14 protein-coding genes are annotated in these 18,162 nt (G+C 63.9%); 1 reads left to right on the top strand and 13 read right to left on the bottom strand.

Annotation, left to right across the window (positions count from 1 at the left end; translation table 11 throughout):
- Nucleotides 1–32 precede the first annotated feature (32 nt).
- From M2427_RS38340 to sthA, 13 genes are all read right to left on the bottom strand, one after another.
- On the bottom strand, nt 33–1,118 hold the full coding sequence (locus M2427_RS38340) for a branched-chain amino acid ABC transporter permease (RefSeq protein ID WP_280711998.1): 1,086 nt from the start codon (nt 1,116–1,118) through the stop codon (nt 33–35).
- Complete coding sequence (locus tag M2427_RS38335; RefSeq protein WP_280711997.1) at nt 1,115–2,125, bottom strand: branched-chain amino acid ABC transporter permease; 1,011 nt, start codon at nt 2,123–2,125, stop codon at nt 1,115–1,117. The genes M2427_RS38340 and M2427_RS38335 overlap by 4 nt, the downstream gene beginning before the upstream one ends.
- The gene (locus tag M2427_RS38330; protein WP_280711996.1) at nt 2,122–2,844 is read right to left on the bottom strand and encodes an ABC transporter ATP-binding protein; all 723 of its coding nucleotides are present in this window, start codon (nt 2,842–2,844) and stop codon (nt 2,122–2,124) included. Before M2427_RS38330 ends, M2427_RS38335 begins: the two co-directional genes overlap by 4 nt.
- Entirely contained in the window at nt 2,841–3,617 is a 777-nt protein-coding gene (locus M2427_RS38325) for an ABC transporter ATP-binding protein (RefSeq protein ID WP_280711995.1), read from the bottom strand. The genes M2427_RS38330 and M2427_RS38325 overlap by 4 nt, the downstream gene beginning before the upstream one ends.
- A gap of 189 nt (nt 3,618–3,806) precedes the next feature.
- Nucleotides 3,807–4,991 (bottom strand): substrate-binding domain-containing protein, encoded by a 1,185-nt coding sequence (locus M2427_RS38320; RefSeq protein ID WP_280711994.1) that lies wholly within the window; start codon nt 4,989–4,991, stop codon nt 3,807–3,809.
- 104 nt (nt 4,992–5,095) lie between these two features.
- A complete protein-coding gene (locus tag M2427_RS38315; protein WP_280711993.1) occupies nt 5,096–7,141 on the bottom strand; it encodes an acyl CoA:acetate/3-ketoacid CoA transferase in 2,046 nt (681 codons plus the stop codon).
- A 108-nt stretch (nt 7,142–7,249) separates the two neighbouring features.
- Nucleotides 7,250–8,560 carry an MFS transporter gene (locus tag M2427_RS38310; RefSeq protein WP_280711992.1) on the bottom strand — a complete coding sequence of 437 codons (1,311 nt, stop codon included), beginning with the start codon at nt 8,558–8,560 and terminating at the stop codon, nt 7,250–7,252.
- 195 nt (nt 8,561–8,755) lie between these two features.
- A complete protein-coding gene (locus tag M2427_RS38305; protein WP_280711991.1) occupies nt 8,756–10,198 on the bottom strand; it encodes a sigma 54-interacting transcriptional regulator in 1,443 nt (480 codons plus the stop codon).
- Nucleotides 10,199–10,367: 169 nt separating this feature from the next.
- Nucleotides 10,368–12,107 carry an EAL domain-containing protein gene (locus M2427_RS38300; RefSeq protein WP_280711990.1) on the bottom strand — a complete coding sequence of 580 codons (1,740 nt, stop codon included), beginning with the start codon at nt 12,105–12,107 and terminating at the stop codon, nt 10,368–10,370.
- 302 nt (nt 12,108–12,409) lie between these two features.
- Nucleotides 12,410–13,375: a sensor histidine kinase gene (locus tag M2427_RS38295; RefSeq protein ID WP_280711989.1), complete on the bottom strand. Its 966-nt coding sequence runs from the start codon at nt 13,373–13,375 to the stop codon at nt 12,410–12,412.
- A 216-nt stretch (nt 13,376–13,591) separates the two neighbouring features.
- Nucleotides 13,592–14,968, bottom strand: a complete 1,377-nt coding sequence (locus tag M2427_RS38290) for a cytochrome P450 (protein WP_280711988.1) — start codon at nt 14,966–14,968, stop codon at nt 13,592–13,594.
- A 62-nt stretch (nt 14,969–15,030) separates the two neighbouring features.
- A complete protein-coding gene (locus tag M2427_RS38285) occupies nt 15,031–16,266 on the bottom strand; it encodes an LLM class flavin-dependent oxidoreductase (protein ID WP_280711987.1) in 1,236 nt (411 codons plus the stop codon).
- A 169-nt stretch (nt 16,267–16,435) separates the two neighbouring features.
- Entirely contained in the window at nt 16,436–17,827 is a 1,392-nt protein-coding gene (sthA, locus tag M2427_RS38280) for a Si-specific NAD(P)(+) transhydrogenase (RefSeq protein ID WP_280712016.1), read from the bottom strand.
- Nucleotides 17,828–17,923: 96 nt separating this feature from the next.
- On the opposite strand from sthA, the gene M2427_RS38275 reads away from it, so the two are divergent.
- Entirely contained in the window at nt 17,924–18,148 is a 225-nt protein-coding gene (locus M2427_RS38275) for a hypothetical protein (RefSeq protein WP_280711986.1), read from the top strand.
- Nucleotides 18,149–18,162 lie beyond the last annotated feature (14 nt).

Genomic DNA, 18,162 nt, shown 5'->3' with positions numbered 1-18,162 from the left:
AACGCGCGCTGCGCTGCATCGTTAATGGACGCTTAATGCGAGGTGCCGGCGCTCTTCTCGCCACGGCCGTTGCGCAGCCGCCCAACCACACCGGTCGGGAAGAAATAAACGCTGGCGATGAACAGCAGCCCGAGCCAGAGCAGCCAGCGATCGGGATGCAGCAGCCCCGGCAGCAGCGGCAGACCCGCCTCGCTCGCCGCTTTCGAGGCGACGCCCATCAGCGACTGCAGATAGTTCTGGGCGAGGATGAAGATCGTGGCGCCGATGATCGCGCCGTAGATCGTGCCCATGCCGCCGATCACGACCATCAGCAGGATGTCCAGCATGATGGAGAAGCTGAGCGAGGTGTCCGGTCCCGCATAGCGCAGCCACAGCGCATTGAGAATGCCGGCGCTGGCGGCGACCAGGGCCGCGAGGCAGTTGGCGTAGGTGAGATGAAACACGGTGCGGAAGCCGAGCGCCTCGGCGCGAAAGCGGTTCTCGCGGATCGCCTGCAGCACGCGGCCGAACGGCGAGTTCACCACGCGCAGCAGCGCGAGGATCATCAGGGCCGAGACCGCGAACACCAGATAGAAGGTCAGGATGCGGCCGTTGATCTCGAAGCCGAACAGGCTTTTGGAGATCAGCACCGTGCCGGGGCGCAGCAGCTCGGGCAGCTGAAAGCTGCGCCCATCTTCGCCGCCGGTGAGCCAGGAGAGCTGCGAGGCCAACACCTGGAAGGCGGAGGCGACAGCGAGCGTGATCATCGCAAAGAAGATCGCCGCCACCCGCAGCGAGAACAGACCGATGGCGAGCGCCAGCAGCGCGGCGAGCGGCAGGCCGACGACGATGCCTGAAGCGACCGCGGCCCAGTTCGGTCCCATGCCGTACAGCGCGATCGCAATTGCGTAGCTGCCGATGCCGTAGAACATGGTGTGCGCGAACGACACCGTGCCGGTATAGCCGAGCAGCAGATCGTAGGATGCCACCAGCGCGGCAAACACGCAGATCTTGGCCGCGACGTTCAGCGCCTTGGCGCCCGGGAACAGGAACGGCGTTGCCGCCAGCGCCAGGATGATGACGACGAGAAGAAGCGTGAGCACGCGGCTGCGCGGCGGATCGCCTGACAAAATCATCATCGGCTGGTCACCGCATAGAGGCCGCGCGGCCGCCACATCAGAATGGCGACCATCAGCAGGATGTTGGAAACGAGAGCGAGTTTCGGCACCAGGAAGCCGCCGTAATTGGCGACCATCGCCACCAGGATCGCGCCGATGAAGCAGCCGCCGATCGAGCCGAGGCCGCCGATGATGACCACGACGAAGATCAACACCGTGAGCTCGTCGCTCATGGAGGCATGGACCTGCTCGCGATACAGCGCCCACATCACGCCGCCGAGGCCGGCCAGCGCCGACCCCGTCATGAACACGCCGAGGAACAGCCGCCGGATGCGATAGCCGAGCGCCTCGACCATCTCGCGGTTCTCGACGCCGGCGCGGATCAAGAGGCCGAGCTTGGTGCGGTTGAGCACGAGCTGGATCGCGACGAAGACCGCAAGCCCGATCAGCGTCGCCAGCACGCGGTACTTTGCGATCGCGACGTCGCCGAAGATGAAGGAGCCGCGCAGCGATGATGGCAGCGGCATCGGGATGATCTGCGGTCCCCACAGCGCATAGAGCGTCTGCTCCGCCACGATCAGCCCGCCGGTCGTCATCAGGATCTGCTTCAGGTGCTGGCCGTAGACGGGCAGGATCAGCACGCGCTCGACGACCAGGCCGAGCGCGCCGGAGACGGCCATCGAGAGCAGCGCCGCCGGCGCCAGCACTGCAAGGTTGATCCAGAGCGAATCGGCCTGCACGGAGGCCGCGAACGGCGCGAACACCAGCGTTGCGACATAGGCGCCGACCGCGATGAAGGCGCCGTGGCCGAAATTCAGCACGTCCATCAGGCCGAACACCAGCGTCAGCCCGGATGCCATGATGAAGATTATCATGCCCATGGCGAGGCTCGCGGCCGTCAGCGTCAGCCAGGTCGAGGGTGAGCCGACCAGCGGGATCATGACGAGCGCGAGCGCGATCGGCAGCAGGACCGGCGCGAGGTCGCGCTTCGGCTTCGGCAGCGGATCCGATGCGGCGAGGTCCGTCATTGATGCGCCTCCAGGCTCAGGCCCAGCAGCCGCTCCTGCAGCGGCACGTCGGAGGCCAAGGCCGCCATCTCGCCGCGATGGACGATGGTGCCGTTGTCCATCACCAGCACGCTGTCGCCGAGCTCGCGGGCGGCAAAGAAATTCTGTTCGACCAGGAGAATGGTCGCGCCCTTGCGCTTGATCTCCTTCAGGCACTCGATCAGCGCCATCACGATCGCGGGCGCGAGGCCCTTGGTCGGCTCGTCGATCAGCAGCAGCTTGCGCGGCTCGATGATGGCGCGCGCGATCGACAGCATCTGCTTCTGCCCACCCGAGAGACTGCCCGCGCGCGACAGCCAGAACCGGCGCAGCGCCGGGAAGAAGCCGAAAATCCATTCCAGCTGCTTGTCATCCATTGCCGCGTCGCGCGCGGCGAGGATGAGATTTTCCTTCACCGTGAGATCGGAGAACACCGCCATGCTCTCCGGCACATAGCCGACGCCGAGCCGCGCGATGTCGGGCGTGGCGCGGCTCTCGATGCGCTCGCCACTGAGCGTGATCTCGCCCGAGGAGGCTTGCCACAGCCCCATGATGGTGCGCAGCGTCGTGGTCTTTCCGGCGCCGTTGCGCCCGAGCAGCATCGTCACTTGTCCCTGCGGCACCGCGAGGTCGATGCCCTGCAGGATGTGATAGCGCCCGATATGGGTGTGCACGCCGGAGAGATTGAGAAGCTCGCTCATGCCGCGCTCCCTGCAGCGTTCTTGGGTGCGACGCCGAGATAGGCTTCCTGCACGATCGGCGAGGCGATCACCTCGGCAGGTAGGCCGTCGGCGACGAGCTGGCCGTTGTGCAGCACGATGATGCGGTCGGCGAGCGAGCGCACCACGTCCATCTTGTGCTCGACGAGCAGGATGATCTTGCTCTTGTCCTGCTTGAGCTGGGCGATGAGATTCAGCACGACCGGCACCTCGTCGATGCTCATGCCGGCGGTCGGCTCGTCGAACATGAAGACTTTTGGCTCCAGCGCGATCATCAGCGCGACCTCGAGCTTGCGCTGGTCGCCATGCGACAGCGCCGTCGCGGCGACACCGCGGCGGTTGCCGAGCGCGACCTGGTCGAGGATGGCGTCGGCGCGCGCGATCAGATCGCGGCGGACCATCCAGGGCCGCAGCATGTCGTAATGGGTGCCATCGGCTGCCTGCACCGCGAGGCGGACGTTTTCTTCCACCGTGAGATTGGGAAACAAATTGGTGAGCTGGAACGCGCGCCCGAGACCCGCACGGGTCCGCAGTGGTGCGGAATGCTGGGTGATGTCGGTGCCGTCAAACAGGATGCTGCCGCTCGATGCACGCAACTGGCCCGAGATCAGGTTGAAATAGGTGGTCTTGCCGGCGCCGTTCGGCCCGACGATGGCGGTGAGCTCACCCGGGCGGAACGTGCAGCTGACCTTGTTGACGGCGACATGCCCGCCGAAGCGGATGGTGAGGTCGCGGGTTTCGAGAGAGAGCGTCATTGGGGTCTGCGATGGGTGAGATGAGTGTGACGGCTAGCACCGCTGCGCCCCTCCCCCGCTTGCGGGGGAGGGTAGGGGAGAGGGTATCTCCGCGGGCGAGAACCCCAAGAGGTGAGAGCCCTCTACCGGCCTCTCCCGCCTTCGCCAAAGCTTCGGCGGACAAGAGCGGGAGAGGTGAAGAAAGAAAGATCAACGCTTGTTCTTGATCGGAACGTCCATGTCCTCGATCTTCAGCTCGCGCACCGGCTCGAGCACGGCCCAGGCGACGTTCGGATCGACCTTGACCTTGAAGTGATACATGCTCTGCAGCGCCTGATGGTCTTCCTTCCGGAACACCATCTTGCCCTTCGGCGTGTCGAACTCCATGCCTTCCATCGCCGTGATAAGCTTCTCGGTGTCGGTCGACTTCGCCTTGGTGACGGCGGCGACGACGGACATCGCGGCCGCAAAGCCGCCGGCGGTGAAGAAATCCGGCGGCGCCTTGAAGCGCTTCTGGTGCTCGGCGACGAGCCAGTCGTTCACCGGGTTCTTGGGGATGTCGTAGTAGTAATAGGTCGCGCCTTCCATGCCCGGCAGGCCCTTATAGGCGGCGAGCGCCGGCAGGATGTTGCCGCCGGTCGAGAGCTCGATGCCGTAGCGCTTCGGATCCATGTCCTGGAGCTTGGACGGCGGGTTGCCGGCGCCGGCCCAGATCATCCAGATGATCTTGCGGCCCGGCTTGTCCTTCAGCGCGTCGAACAGGCGTTGCCCGATGGCGGTGAAGTCGGTCGTGTTGGCGGGTGCGTATTCCTCGGTCGCGAGCGTCGCACCCGTCTTGGCAAGCGCCTCTCTGAAAGCGGCGACGCCGTCGCGGCCGAAGGCGTTGTCCTGCGCCAGCGTGGCGACAGTCACGCCCTGCTTGCCGATCGCGACCGCGTTCGAGATCGCATCCTGCGACGAATTGCGCCCCGTGCGGAAGATGTAGCGATTCCACTTCTCGCCGGTAATCTGGTCCGCGGCCGCCGGCTCGACGATCAGGATCTTCTTGTTTTCCTCGGCCACCGGAAGAATCGCCAACGCCGCAGCCGATGAGGTCGTGCCGACAGCGATGTCGACCTTGTCGTCCTGATAGGCTTCGGCAAGCGCGGCCTTGGCAAGGTCCGGCTTGCCCTGGTCGTCCTTGGTGACGATGACGATCTTGCGCCCGTCGAGCGTCATGGTGCCCTTGGTGGCGTATTCGAAGCCCATCTGCAGGCCGGTCTCGGTCTGCTTGGCATAGGCCTCGAGCGGACCGGTCTTGCCGTAGATCAATCCGATCTTGAGGTCGTCGGCGCGCGCGGAGGTCACCGCGGCCATGGCGAGAATGGTTGTTGTTATGATGAGTGATCGACGCACGATGGTCCCTCCTGTCTAAATTTATTGGGCAACAGCGATTTGCATAGCTTGATGAACATTGCAATTCGACCTTACGGCCGAGATCGCTGCCAGCACGCTCTGCATTATTTTTGACCCTGCCGTGCCGCGAGCCGCGCTCCGTCGGTCGCGCCACCCGCTTCGATCTGCCAGTCCGACCGGGCTTCCTCGGCACTCTCGAAGATGTGCGGCGCGACGCCGCGCCGCTCCAGCGCCTCGCCGAGCTTGATGCGCAGGAAGCCCGAGGTCGTGTAGCGTGACACGCCGGAATAGTAGCGGTCGACCAGGCTCCTCACCATAGCCGAGTAATCGTCCAGCAGCTCCGGCAGGATCGAGAAGTTGTCATAGTTGACGATGGCGTAGACCTTGCGGCCGAGCGGGCCGAGCCTGGTTGCGACAATCCGCCCGATCTCTTCGATATCGGTCTTGCTGCGCAGGGGGTAGCGCTCGAGGTTGACGAAGAACAGGTTCTGTTCCTCGTCGAAGGTGAAGCGCTGGTCGAGCGGGATGGTCAGCAGCCGTTCGCGCAGATCCATGGGGCCGTCGCGGAAAATGCGTGCATCCATCAGGCCCGGTTCGCGCGGGATCAGCGGCTTGAAATCCATCAGGTTGAGGATGTCGCGTTCGATGTCGATGCCGGGCGCGACTTCCGTAAGTTCGAGCCCGCCGGGTCGCAACGCGAACACGCAGCGCTCGGTGACGTAGAGCACGCGCTGCCCGCGCTTGGCGGCGAACGGCCCGCTGAAAGTCACGTGCTCGACCTTGTCGACGAACTTGCGCGACTTCGCTTCCTCGACAATGGCAAGCTTGCCGTCGTTGACCGCGATGCGCTGGCGCCCGGCGGCAAAAGTGCCGACGAATACGACCTCCTTGGCGTTTTGGCTGATGTTGATGAAGCCGCCGGCGCCGGCAAGCTTCGGCCCGAACTTGCTGACATTGAGATTGCCGGTGCGATCGACCTGCGCAAGCCCGAGGAAGGCGGCATCCAGCCCGCCGCCGTCATAGAAGTCGAACTGATAGGGCTGGTCGATCACCGCCTGGGTGTTGATCGCCGCGCCGAAATCGATGCCGCTTGCGGGAATGCCGCCGATCACGCCGGGCTCGGCGGTCAGCGTGATCAAGTCGATGATGCGCTCTTCATTGGCAACAGAAGCGATCCCCTCGGGCATGCCGATGCCGAGATTGACGACGCTGTTGGCCTTCAGCTCGAAGGCAGCGCGGCGGGCGATGATCTTGCGCTCGCTCAGCGGCATCACCGGCAGCGAGGCCGTGCGCACACGGATCTCGCTGGAATAGGCAGGGCTATATTGCGTGCCAAACGTCTGCCAGTGATGCTCCGGCTTGGCCACGACGACGCAATCGACGAGCACGCCGGGGATCTTGACCTGACGCGGGTTGAGGCTGCCGCTCTCGGCGACACGTTCGACCTGGGCGATGACGATGCCGCCGGAATTATGCGCGGCCATGGCAATTGCCAGCGCCTCCAGCGTCAGCGCTTCCTTCTCCATGGTCAAATTGCCGTCGGGATCGCCAGTGGTGGCGCGGATGATGCCGACATCGATCGGGAACGTCCGATACAGCAGGCACTCCTCGCCGCGCAGCGTGATCAGTTCCACCATGTCCTCGGTGGTGCGCGCGTTCAGCTTGCCGCCGCCATGCCTGGGATCGACGAAGGTGCCCATGCCGACACGGGTGATATGGCCCGGCCGGTGTGCCGCGATGTCGCGAAACAGATGCGTGATCACGCCCTGCGGCAGATTATAGGCCTCGATCTGGTTCGCGATCGCGAGCTGCTGAAGCTTGGGCGCAAGGCCCCAATGCCCGCCGATCACGCGGCGGACGAGGCCCTCATGTGCGAAATGATTGAGGCCCTTATGCTTGCCGTCGCCCTGGCCCGCGGCATAGACCAGCGTCAGATTGCGCGGCTTGCCCTGCGTGTAGGGCGCATCGCTTTCGTTGGAGAGATACAGTTCCTCCAGCGCGATCGCGATCTCCTCGGCAAAGCCAATGCCGACGAAGCCGCCGGTCGCGACCGTGTCGCCGTCGCGGATCAGCATGACGGCCTCAGCCGCCGTGACGATCTTGCCCTTCTCGGAATTGGGCAGGTAAGCCAAGGCAGGATGCTGGCTCATCGCATTCCCTCCCATGTTTGATGCGGATCGTAGGGTCCGCTTGTCTTGCCTTGTTTGATCTGTATCACGGGAGCGGCGTGCCGCTCCCGTGCCGTAACGACGGGTCCTTCAGGCTTGGCCGACCTTGCGCGTTTCGGTCGCGAAATAGACCGAGACCACCGTGATGATCGCAAGCGCGATCATGTAGACCGAGATCGGCCAGGTCGCGGGTGCATAGGCCGTCATCAGGCCCGTCGCGATCAACGGCGACAGCGCGCCGGCGAAGATCGAGGCGAGGTTGTAGCCGAGCGAGACGCCGCTATAGCGCACCTTGGTGCCGAACAGCTCCGACAGGAAGCTCGCCTGCGGGCCGTACATCGCGGCATGACCGACCGCGAGGCCAAGCACGATCGCAATCCAGGCATATTGCGGATTCTTGGTCGCCAGCAGCGTGAACAGCGGGAACGACATCAGCGCCGAGAACACCGCGCCGAAAATATAGATCGGCCGGCGCCCGAGCTTGTCCGATAGCGCGCCGAAAGCCGGAATGGTGACGGTCTCGATCGCGGCTGCTATCAACACGCCGTTCAGCATATCCTGCCTGTTCATGCCGAGCGATTGCGTCGCATAGGCGAGCACGAAGGTCGCGTAGATGTAGAAAAAGCCGTTCTCCGCGAAGCGCGCGCCCATCGCGAGCAGGATGTTCTTCGGATACATCCTGATCGCCTCGAGGATCGGCATCTTCACTTCCTGCTTGCTGTCCTTGACCTTCTGGAATTCCGGCGATTCCGCGATGGTGAAGCGGATCCACAAGCCGACCAGCACCAGCGCGATCGAGAACAGGAACGGGATGCGCCAGCCCCAGGCCAGCAGTTGCGCGTCCGTCAGCATCGCCGAGACCACCGAAAAGACCAGCGTGCCGAGCACGAGGCCGAGCGGCGCGCCAAGTTGCGGCCAGCTGCCGTAAAAGCCCTTCCTGTTCTCGGGCGCATGCTCGACTGCCATCAGCACAGCGCCGCCCCATTCGCCACCGAGGCCAAAGCCCTGAACCAGACGGCAGGTCACGAGCAGGATGGCGGCCCAGATGCCGGCGGTGTCGTAGGTCGGGAGGAATCCGATCGCAGCCGTCGCTGCGCCCATGATCAGCAGCGTGAGATACAGCATGGTCTTGCGGCCGATCTTGTCGCCGTAGTGACCGAACACGACGCCGCCGAGTGGACGCGCGATGAAGCCGAGCGCATAGGTCGCGAACGCCAGCAGCGTGCCGATCATGGGATCGAAGGTCGGAAAGAACAGCTTGTTGAAAATCAGCGCCGCGGCGGTGCCGTAGAGGAAGAAGTCGTACCACTCGATGGCCGTGCCGATCAGGCTCGCGGTGGCGACCGTGACGTGCGAGGGCTGTTTGGCCTGAAGCTGATGGACTGAGATCGCTTCACTCATCTTGCGTCCTCCCTGGTTGCGAATGCGCATGTGCAGCATGCGTCATTGTGCAGAGCGAAGAGCAAGGTCCGCGCCAGTTGCGTTCGCATGAGGCAAAATGGCTTAAAATACAGCAGATTCAGCGTCCGCTCGGAGAAGCGATCTCGGAGCGCCGTGTCAGGAATCCGAGACTCCGGACACGCGGTGTCTCGGATCTCAGACGGTGGCGGCGCCCGAGGCGAGCCCGAACTTGGCGAGCTTCTTGTAGAAGGTCGCGCGCGAGATCTGGAGCATCTTGGCTGCTTCCGAGATCTGGCCGTTGCTGGCGGCAAGCGCCTGCTCCAGCGTGTGCTTCTCGAACTCGGCCTCGGCTTCCGCATAGGGCAGGACGAGACCGGTCGGCCGCAATGGTGCCGCGGGTATCATTTCTGCGCTCACAGGGAGAATGCGATCGAAGTCGTCGCTGGTGAGGCGTCCCGAATCGCTCAGGATCAGCGCCCGTTCCAGGATGTTGCGCAGCTCGCGGACATTGCCGGGCCAGCCGTACCGCGCGAGCGCAGTCAGGCCGCTCGGCGTGATCCTGGCATTGAGATAGTCGCCGGATGCGCTGATGTCTTCGAGCAGCCGTCCGCAGATCTCGGGCAGGTCGTCCAGGCACTGGCGCAGCGGCGGCAGCACAATCGAGAGCACGTTCAGCCGATAGTAGAGATCGGCCCGGAATGTCCCCTCGCTGACCCGCTTGTGCAGGTCGACATTGGTGGCCGCAATCACGCGAACGTCAACCTTGGTGACCTTGTCGGAGCCGAGCGGTTCGATCTCCCGCTCCTGCAGAACGCGCAGCAGCTTGGCCTGCAATTGCAGCGGCATCTCGCCGATCTCGTCCAGAAACAGCGTGCCGCCGTCGGCGACCCGGAATTTTCCGTCGCGGCCCTTGCGATCCGCGCCGGTGTAGGCGCCCGGCGCCGCACCGAAGAACTCCGATTCGATCAGCGTATCCGGGATCGCCGCGACGTTGACGCTGACGAACGGCTTTTCGGCGCGCGCGGACGCATTGTGAATCGCCTGCGCCAGCATTTCCTTGCCAGTACCGGTCTCGCCGGTGAGCAGCACGGTGACGCTCTGGCGCGCGGCGCGCGCGGCGAGCTTCTTGGCCTGCGCGATGCTCGCGGTGTTGCCGACATAGTCCTCGAAGGTGAAACGTGCGGCGCGCGCGTGCGACAATTGTCGTCGTGCCAGCCGCAGGTCGTTCTCGAGCTGGGCGACGCGACCGAGCAGCGGCTTCAGGCCTTCGAGGCGATCATAGAGCACGAAGCCGATCGCACCGATGATGTTGCCTTTCTCGTCCTCGATCGGCATGCGGGTGACGACGAGCTGCTCGCCGCCAAGCTCCATGATGTCCAGGATGATCGGCTCGCCCGTTTCCACGACCCTGCGCATCAGGCTGTTGGGGATGACCTCCTCGATCGGACGGCCGAGCGCCTCGGATTCATGCGAGAGGCCGATCGCGGTCACGTATTTCTCGTTGACATAGACCACACGTCCGCTGCGATCGATCGCGATGGCACCTTCGCACAGATGCTCCAGCCGCTCGAACAGCGTCTCCATCGCGCGGGCGCGGATGTAGGCGGGATCACTGACGACGGAAGAGGGACCGGACATGGCGTACCTCGCGGGAAGCCCGCCTGTTTATTACCAAAAGCGCAGCTGTTTCAAAGGGGAATCGGTGGGGCGGGGTTAATGCAGAAGTCCGGCGTCAGACTCGGTCGTCGTCCCGGACAAGCGCTTTTGCGCGCCCCGGGATGACAGTGAGCTTGCTGCGCTGCGTCAGTTACCGCCGATACCCGTTTGCCCGCGAATAACCCTGCCGATTCTGCTGCATCGGACGGGCGGCAGAGACGCTCGCGCGGGACTCGCTTGATGCGGGGGTGGCGAGCTTCAGCTCCTCCAGGAAGATCGGGCGGGCGAAGTAATAGCCCTGCGCATAGCGGATCTTGGTCGCGGCCTGGAGATAGGCGAGTTCCTCGTAGGATTCGATGCCTTCGGCAATGACCGTCATGCCGAGCGCTTCGCTCAGGGATTCGATCGCGCGCAGGATGCCCTGGCTGCGCGGCCGCTTATGGATGTCGGTGATGAAGGAACGGTCGATCTTGATCTCGTCGGCGGTGATGTCGGCGAGCGCCGACAGCGACGAATAGCCGGTGCCGAAATCGTCGATGGAGATGCCGACGCCGAGCTTGCGGAACATCGGCAGGATTTCGGCCTGAAAGTGGTTCTTGGCGACGAAGGCGTCCTCCGTCACCTCGATCATGAATCGCCCGGGAAAGCCGGTGTCCTCCAGCGCCTGCGCGAAGTTGCGCATGAATTCGGGGTTGCCGGCCTGCTTGGCGGCGACGTTGATGCTGATGGTGGCTTCCGCGCCAAAGGTGTCGTTGATCAGGTCGATCGACTTGACGATCTCGGCCAGCACGAGATGGGTCAATTCGTCGATCAGCCCAAGCTCGCCCGCGAGATTGATGAACGAGCCCGGCGCCTGGATCACGCCCTCGTCGTCGCGCAGCCGCACCAGCGCCTCGATGCCCTTCACCTCCTGCGTGCGGATGTCGACCTTGGACTGGAAGGCGCAGCAGAACCGCTTTTCGAGGATGGCCATCCGCAGCGACTGCTCGATCTTCATCCGTGCCAGCGCCTCGCGCTCCATGCCGGCATCGAAGAAGGAGGCAGATCCCTTGCCATTGTTCTTGATGCGGTACATCGCGATGTCGGCGTTCTGGCGCAGCGTCTCGAAGCTGCGACCATGATCGGGATAGAGGCTGACGCCGACCGAGGTCGAGACGAAGACCTCCGAATTGTCGATGAAGAACGGCGCGGTCAGCCGCTCCAGGGTCGACCGCATGAATTCTGCGACTTCCTCCTGGCTCTGGATCGGTGAGAGCAGCAGCAGGAATTCGTCGCCGGAGATGCGTGACAGCATGTCGGAATCGCGCAAGTCGCGCCCAAGCCGCTTCGACAGCTCGACCAGCAGCGCGTCGCCGACGGCGTGGCCGTAATAGTCGTTGATGTGCTTGAAATTGTCGACGTCGAGAAAGGCGAGAGCGAACTGCTCACCGCTGCGATCGCGCGCCAGCAGGCTGTTGGCGCGATGTTCGATCACGCGCCGCGAGGGTAGTCCGGTCAGCTCGTCGAAATAGGCCGAGCGAAACAGCTGGTCCTCGAAATTCTTTTGTTCGGTGATGTCGGCGGAAGCCGAGATCAAGAGCTCGCGTCCGGCGAGCTGCACCGGCCGATGGGTGGTCAGCAGCACCTGGCGCGCGGCGCCGTCCTGGAGCGCTTCTTCGGAGACAACGGCTTGTCCGGCCTTGAGCGCGCGCTCGCATGCCTCGCGGCGTTGCGCGAGATCCGGCGATGGACGACTGCCGTCCATGCCGAGCTGGGCGGCGGCGACATCGTTAACCAGGAGAAGCTTGCCTTGCGCGTCCTGCACGGTCAGGCCGGCAGGCAGCATTCTAACGATTTCCTTGAGGAAACCGAGTTCGGCTTCGCTCGCGCCGGAATATTTGTTGTCGTTCATAGAAGTCATGAATCTTGTTGTTTCAGCGCGCCTTTGCAATGGGCGCGATCATGCGCAGTTCCCTCTTAGGTTTGGTTAAGGGGTCCGCAGAAATACTGGGGTGTTTGGCGAGAAACTTGCCGCGATGCAGGGCACGCCGCCGATCGTCATTAACAGAAGGTCAACAACGCTTGCGAAAGCGCGAGCATAGCGCGCGGATCGCTTTCGTTTGAAGACATGTGAGCCGTTGTCGACGAGTATTTAGCCTCATCCTGAGGATGACCGCGGAGCGGTCGTCTCGAAGGACGAGGCGTGCGCGCAGGCTATTCACTCTTGGGAATCCTGCACTGCATGATGCAATGCAGCCCGGTCTTCAAATAAGAGACCTCGGTCTTGCCGTCGAAGGCCGAGAGCGCCGACTTCAGGAGCTTGGTGCCGAAGCCGGGCGCCGAGATGTCGCCGACAGTCGGCCCCTCGGTTTCGTCCCAGGTGACGGTCAGGCGATCGTCGGTGAGGGTCCATGATACCTGCAACAATCCGCGCGGTGATGAGAAGGCGCCGTATTTGCCGGCGTTGGTGGCGAGCTCGTGAAACATCAGTGACAATGTCACCGCTAGCTTCGGTGGCAGGAACAGCCGATCACCATTGAGAGTGAAGCGGACATGGCCGTAAGGGCCGAGCTCGGAGATCAGGAGATCGCGGATGTCGCATCCGGCCTTGTCGATCCGCGAGATCAGATCGTCGGTCGCGGCCAGCGAGCGCAGCCGCGGGTCGATCCGGGCCCAGACCTGTGGCTGATCGTGCAGCACCTGGTGCAGCACGGCGTGCACGGTCGACAGCTTGTTCTTGAGCCGGTGCTGCAGCTCGTCGACCAGCACCTTGCGATAGTCTTCTTCTTCAATCAGGCGCCTGGAAATCCTGCGCTGCTCCGCCAGCATCGTGCGATAATGCTCGACGCCCCAGATGGTGAGCGCACAGACGCCCCAATAGAGCGTCAGCAGCGCGAACCGCGCGCGATCGGCATAGGCGTCGCCGAAATTCAGGACGACGCCGAGCACGCCGCCGACCAGCGCGGTCACGATGCCGACCCGCAGCCCTCCGAAGGCGGCTGCAAAGAACACGGCCGGGAAGTACGGCGTGAAGTAGACGTCGGGGCGGACATGCGCGAGGCCCCAGCGCGCCAAGGTCGAGAGCAGCAGGCAGGCCACCGCGAATGCAATGCTGAGACCAAGCGATGGCGGCGCTACGCCCTGCCAGCCCTTGCGGAATTCGTCGATCAGCTTCCCCATGCCGAAGTCTTCATTGCCGAAGGTGCCAAAATTGTGATCGCAGGCCCGCGCAACCGAAGCCAGCGGCAGCGCTCGCGCGCATGGCGTTCAATCAGGAAGCCTCGCAGCTCCGGCGACAGTGCCGTAGGGTGGGTTAGACGGCGTCTGCGCGCAGGCGCTGGCGTAACCCACCACTTCTGTCGCCGCGGAGATTAAAGAAGAAACGAGAAGCGAGCGCTAGACCGCCTTCATCCGCACCTTCAATCCATCCCGCGGCTTCGGGATCGGCCACATCTGCCAATCCGGCTTGTAGCCCGGCGCGAGCGACACTTCGATGTTTTGCAGGAAATGCCGCGCGAAACACTTCGCCTGCATGTAGGCGAAGTGCAGGCCGAGGCACATATGCGCGCCGCCGCCGAACGGCACCCAGGCGAAGCGGTGACGGTTGCGCTGGGCTTCCTCGGTGAAGCGCAACGGATCGAAACGGTCCGGCTCCGGCCAGATGTCCTTCATATGATGCGTGTAGAGCGGATTGACGCCGACCGCGGTGCCGGCCGGGATCGTGAAGCCCTTGAAGGTGAAATCGCGCATCGCGCGGCGCGGCATCGAGGGCACCGGCGGCTTGATCCGCAGTGCTTCCTTGAACGCCATCTCCGACAGCGGCATCTTTTCGAGATCATCGAAGCTGGTCGGCGCGCCCGGCGCCAGCCCGAGCGCGAGAACCTCGTCTCGCAACCTGGTCTGCCAGTCCTTGTTGGCGGCGAGCTCGCCGATGAAGGAGGTCAGCGACGATGTCAGCGTGTCGTGCGCGGCCATCATCAGGAAGCTCATATGGTCGATGATGTCCTGATCGGACAGCAGCGCACCATCCTCATGGGTGGCGCGGCAGAGCTGCGAGAACAGATCATCGCCACCGTGATTGCCGCGACGGAGCGGAATCTGCTCGCGGAAATAGGCGATGATGCGTTTGCGCCCCTTCACGCCGGCCGCCATCTGGGTGCCGGGCAGGGGACGGCGGATCGGGGCGACGGCGGCCGCCACCATGTCGACGAAGGCGCGGTTGATCTCGTCCACTTCGGGCCCGATGTCGGCGCCGAGGAAAGACGCCGCCGCGAGATCGAGCGTGAGCTGCTTCATCGCCGGATAAAGCTGCATCTCGCCGGGCTTGGCCTTCCACCGGGCGACGCGCGCGGAGATGCCGCGATCGAGATCGCTCAGATACGACTTCATCGGCCCGGACTTGAACGCGACCGACAGCGCCTTGCGATGCAGCCGGTGCTCGTCGAAATCGAGCAGCATCAGACCGCGCGGAAACAGCAGGCCCAGCACCTTGTTCCAGCCGTGCGTGGACGAGAACAGCTTCTGCTGGTCGAACAGCACGAGCTCGTTGGCCTCGGGCCCGAGCAGCACCACGTTGGTCTCGCCGAACAAATGGGTGCGATAAACAGGGCCGTATTTGGCGCCGTTCGCCTCGATATGCCCCTTGGGATCGGCGAGCGTCTGAAAGGTCTTGCCGATGATCGGCCAGCCCTCGTCGCCGGGAATGTGCGTCAGCGCATTGCGCTTGGGCGCTGTGTACTCAAGCGCGGGTGAGGCCACGTTCTGCATCGACATGACGATTGCTCCGGTTAGCCGCGCTTCTATAGCACAATCCGGCGACGACGGGTGATCTAGACCTATCGCTTGGCCGCTTCCTTCTGCAGATCCGGCGCGTTGACGGCGGGAATGGCGACGCGGCCGGGGCCGGTCACCTTCAGCGCCTCGGCGGCCTTCTCGTTTTGCATGATCTTGGCCATCACGGCTTGTCCCGCGCGCTCGAAGATCGCGCGGTTCTCGATCACGAACTTTTGCGACCTGCGCAGGCCGTCGATATAGCCGTTGATTTCAGGTACGACATAGCGCGCCACCATGTCCCAGCTGCGGCGCGTGGCTTCCGGATTGGCCCAGTCATGCACGAAGCCGATGATGGCGCCGACGCCGCCGGAGACTTCCATCACGTTCTTGATGGTTTTGACGAGATCGTCGGGCGTGCCGATGGTTGACGCCGCGCCCTCGACAAACGCGGTCTTGTCCACGGCTTCGTCGGGCGAGGAGAATTCGGTCAGGCCCGGCCGCTGCAGCGTGCCGACATTATATTCGTTGTGCCAGCGCATCAGCCCGGCGCCGGCTTCTTTCCGCGCCTGCTCACGGCTCTCGGCGATGTGGAAGGACAGGAGCACGCGCCAGTCGGCGCGGTTGACCTTGGTGCCATGCTTTTTGGCGGCATCTTCGGCGAACTGCCATTGCTGCTGCAGCGACATCAGCCCCTGTGTCGTCATCGAGCCCAGCGAGATGATGCCGATGCCGTATTTGCCGGCCAGCGTCATGCCCGAAGGCGAGATCTGCGAGGCCACGACGAACGGCATCTCCTCCTGCAGGGGCAGGATCTGCAGCGCGGCGTCGTTCATGGTGAACCAGTCGGTCTTGGCGGTGACACGCTCGCCGTTGAACAGGCGACGGATCACGTCGATCGCCTCGTCCTGGCGATCGCGCTGCGTCATCGGATCGATGCCGAGCGTGTGCGCGTCGGAGGCGAGCGCGCCCGGGCCGGAGCCGAAGATGGCGCGGCCGCCCGTCATATGGTCGAGCTGCACCATGCGCTGGGCGACGTTGAAGGGATGGTGATAGGGCAGCGATATCACGCCGGTGCCGAGCCTGATCCGCTTGGTGCGCTCGCCGGCTGCGGCCAGGAACATTTCGGGCGAAGCGATCATCTCCCAGCCGGAGGAATGGTGCTCGCCGCACCAGAACTCGTCATAGCCGAGATTGTCGAGCTGCTCGACCAGGTCGAGATCGCGCCGGAACTGGAGCATCGGGTGCTCCCCGATCGGGTGATGCGGGGCAAGAAAGGCCCCAAACTTCAGGCGCGCCATGGCGTTCTCTCCGGCTTTGTTTTTCTATTTGTTGGTAGGCGGAAGCTACGTGTCCGATGGCACGAACGCAATCGCGCGATGTCCCGCGCTGCGGAATGAAAGGCATGCGCGCTGAGACGAGATGTCTCTTCTCCCTCTCCCCGTTCTTACGCGGCGAGGTGAGGAAGGATCACCGCGTCATCCTGTTCCACGCATCGAGCCCGGCGATCTTGTAGGCCTCGGCCAGCGTCGGATAGTTGAACGTGTTCTGGATGAAATAGTCGATGGTGCCTTTGAGATTCAGCACGGCCTGGCCGATATGGATCAGCTCGGTGGCGCCTTCGCCGAGAATGTGTACGCCGAGCAGGCGGCGGGTCTTGGTCGAGAAGATCATCTTCATCATGCCGCTGTTCAGCCCCATGATGTGACCGCGCGAGGTCTCGCGGAAGCGGGCGATGCCGACCTCGTAGGGAATGCCGCGCGTGCGCACCTCTTCTTCCGTCAGCCCGGCGGTCGAGATCTCCGGCACCGAATAGATGCCGTAGGGAAAGAATTCCGGCGGCGCCAAGGGCTCCATGCCGAGCGCGTGGCAGGCGGCGACGCGGCCCTGCTCCATCGAGGTCGAGGCGAGGCTCGGAAAGCCGATCACGTCGCCGGCCGCATAGATGTGCGGCACGCTGGTCTGCAAGGTGACAGGGTCGACCTTGATGCGGCCGCGATGATCGACGGCGATGCCGGCGGCCTCCAGATTGAGCCGGTCGGTGGCGCCGACGCGGCCGGCCGCAAACAGCAGCATTTCCGTGGTGACGTGTCGCCCGTCGGAGAGATGCGTGACGGTGCTGCCCTGCGCATTCTTCTCGATCGAATTGACCTTGGCGCCGAGCCGCAGCGCGACGTTGCGGTCGCGCAGCTCGTGCATGAACTCGTCGATCAGTTCCTTGTCGATGAAATCGAGGAAGGTCGGCCGCGGCTCGATCAGGGTCACGGGCACGTCGAGCGCGCTGAAGATGGTGGCGTATTCGACACCGATCACGCCGGCGCCGATCACGGCGAGGCTGCGCGGCAGTTTTGGCAGCTCGATGATCTCGTCGCTGTCGAGCACGGTGACGCCGTCGAACGGCACATAGTCGGGGCGGAACGGGCGCGTGCCGCAGGCGATCAGGATGAAGGCGGCCGACACGGTCTTGGTCTCGCCGATGGCGCTGGTGATCTCGACCTCGTGCGGCGACACCAGGCGCGCCTCGCCATTGGCGGTGCGGACGAGGTTGCGGCTGAATTGATGCTCGAGCACCTCGACCTCGTGGTCGAGCGTCTTCTGCAGCCGCGTCATCAGATCGCTCGCGGCGATATCCTGCTTCACCCGGTAGGAGCGGCCGTAAAAGCCGCGCTCGCGCCAGCCCGAGAGATTGAGCACCGTCTCGCGCAGCGTCTTGGAGGGGATCGTGCCGGTGTGAACCGAGACGCCGCCGACCCGCCGGCCTTTTTCCACCACAAGCACAGCCTTGCCGAGCTTGGCACATTGCACCGCGGCCCGGCGCCCCGATGGGCCCGAGCCGATCACCACCATGTCGTAGTCGTACATCCGGAAGACTTCCGAGCCCGCTGAATCAGCGGGAGCCGACATGCAGCAATCAGGCCAAGGCGCCAAGCCGGTCATCGTGCGGTTAAAGCTGATGCCATGCATCAAACCGTCACAAAGCAGATCCGCAGGGGCGCCGCCCAAGCGGTGTCGCAGCCCGTGGCGGTTGACCACAGGTTGCGCATCGGCGTGGTGTTCTTCGCGATCGAATCACTGCAATCAACGCGCGCAGGATTTCTCGTCTCGCTCGTGCTGTTTGCGGCGTTAATGATGACGTCAGCCGCATTCCTGTCATGGATGTGTCGCGCCGCTGCACGAAGTTGAGGCACTGCGGTTAA

Origin of the sequence: Bradyrhizobium sp. BR13661 (genome assembly GCF_029892425.1) — a bacterium.
Taxonomy (GTDB): domain Bacteria; phylum Pseudomonadota; class Alphaproteobacteria; order Rhizobiales; family Xanthobacteraceae; genus Bradyrhizobium.
The sequence above is the reverse complement of the archived record's forward strand: the minus strand, read 5'-3'. Positions and strand labels throughout refer to the sequence as shown.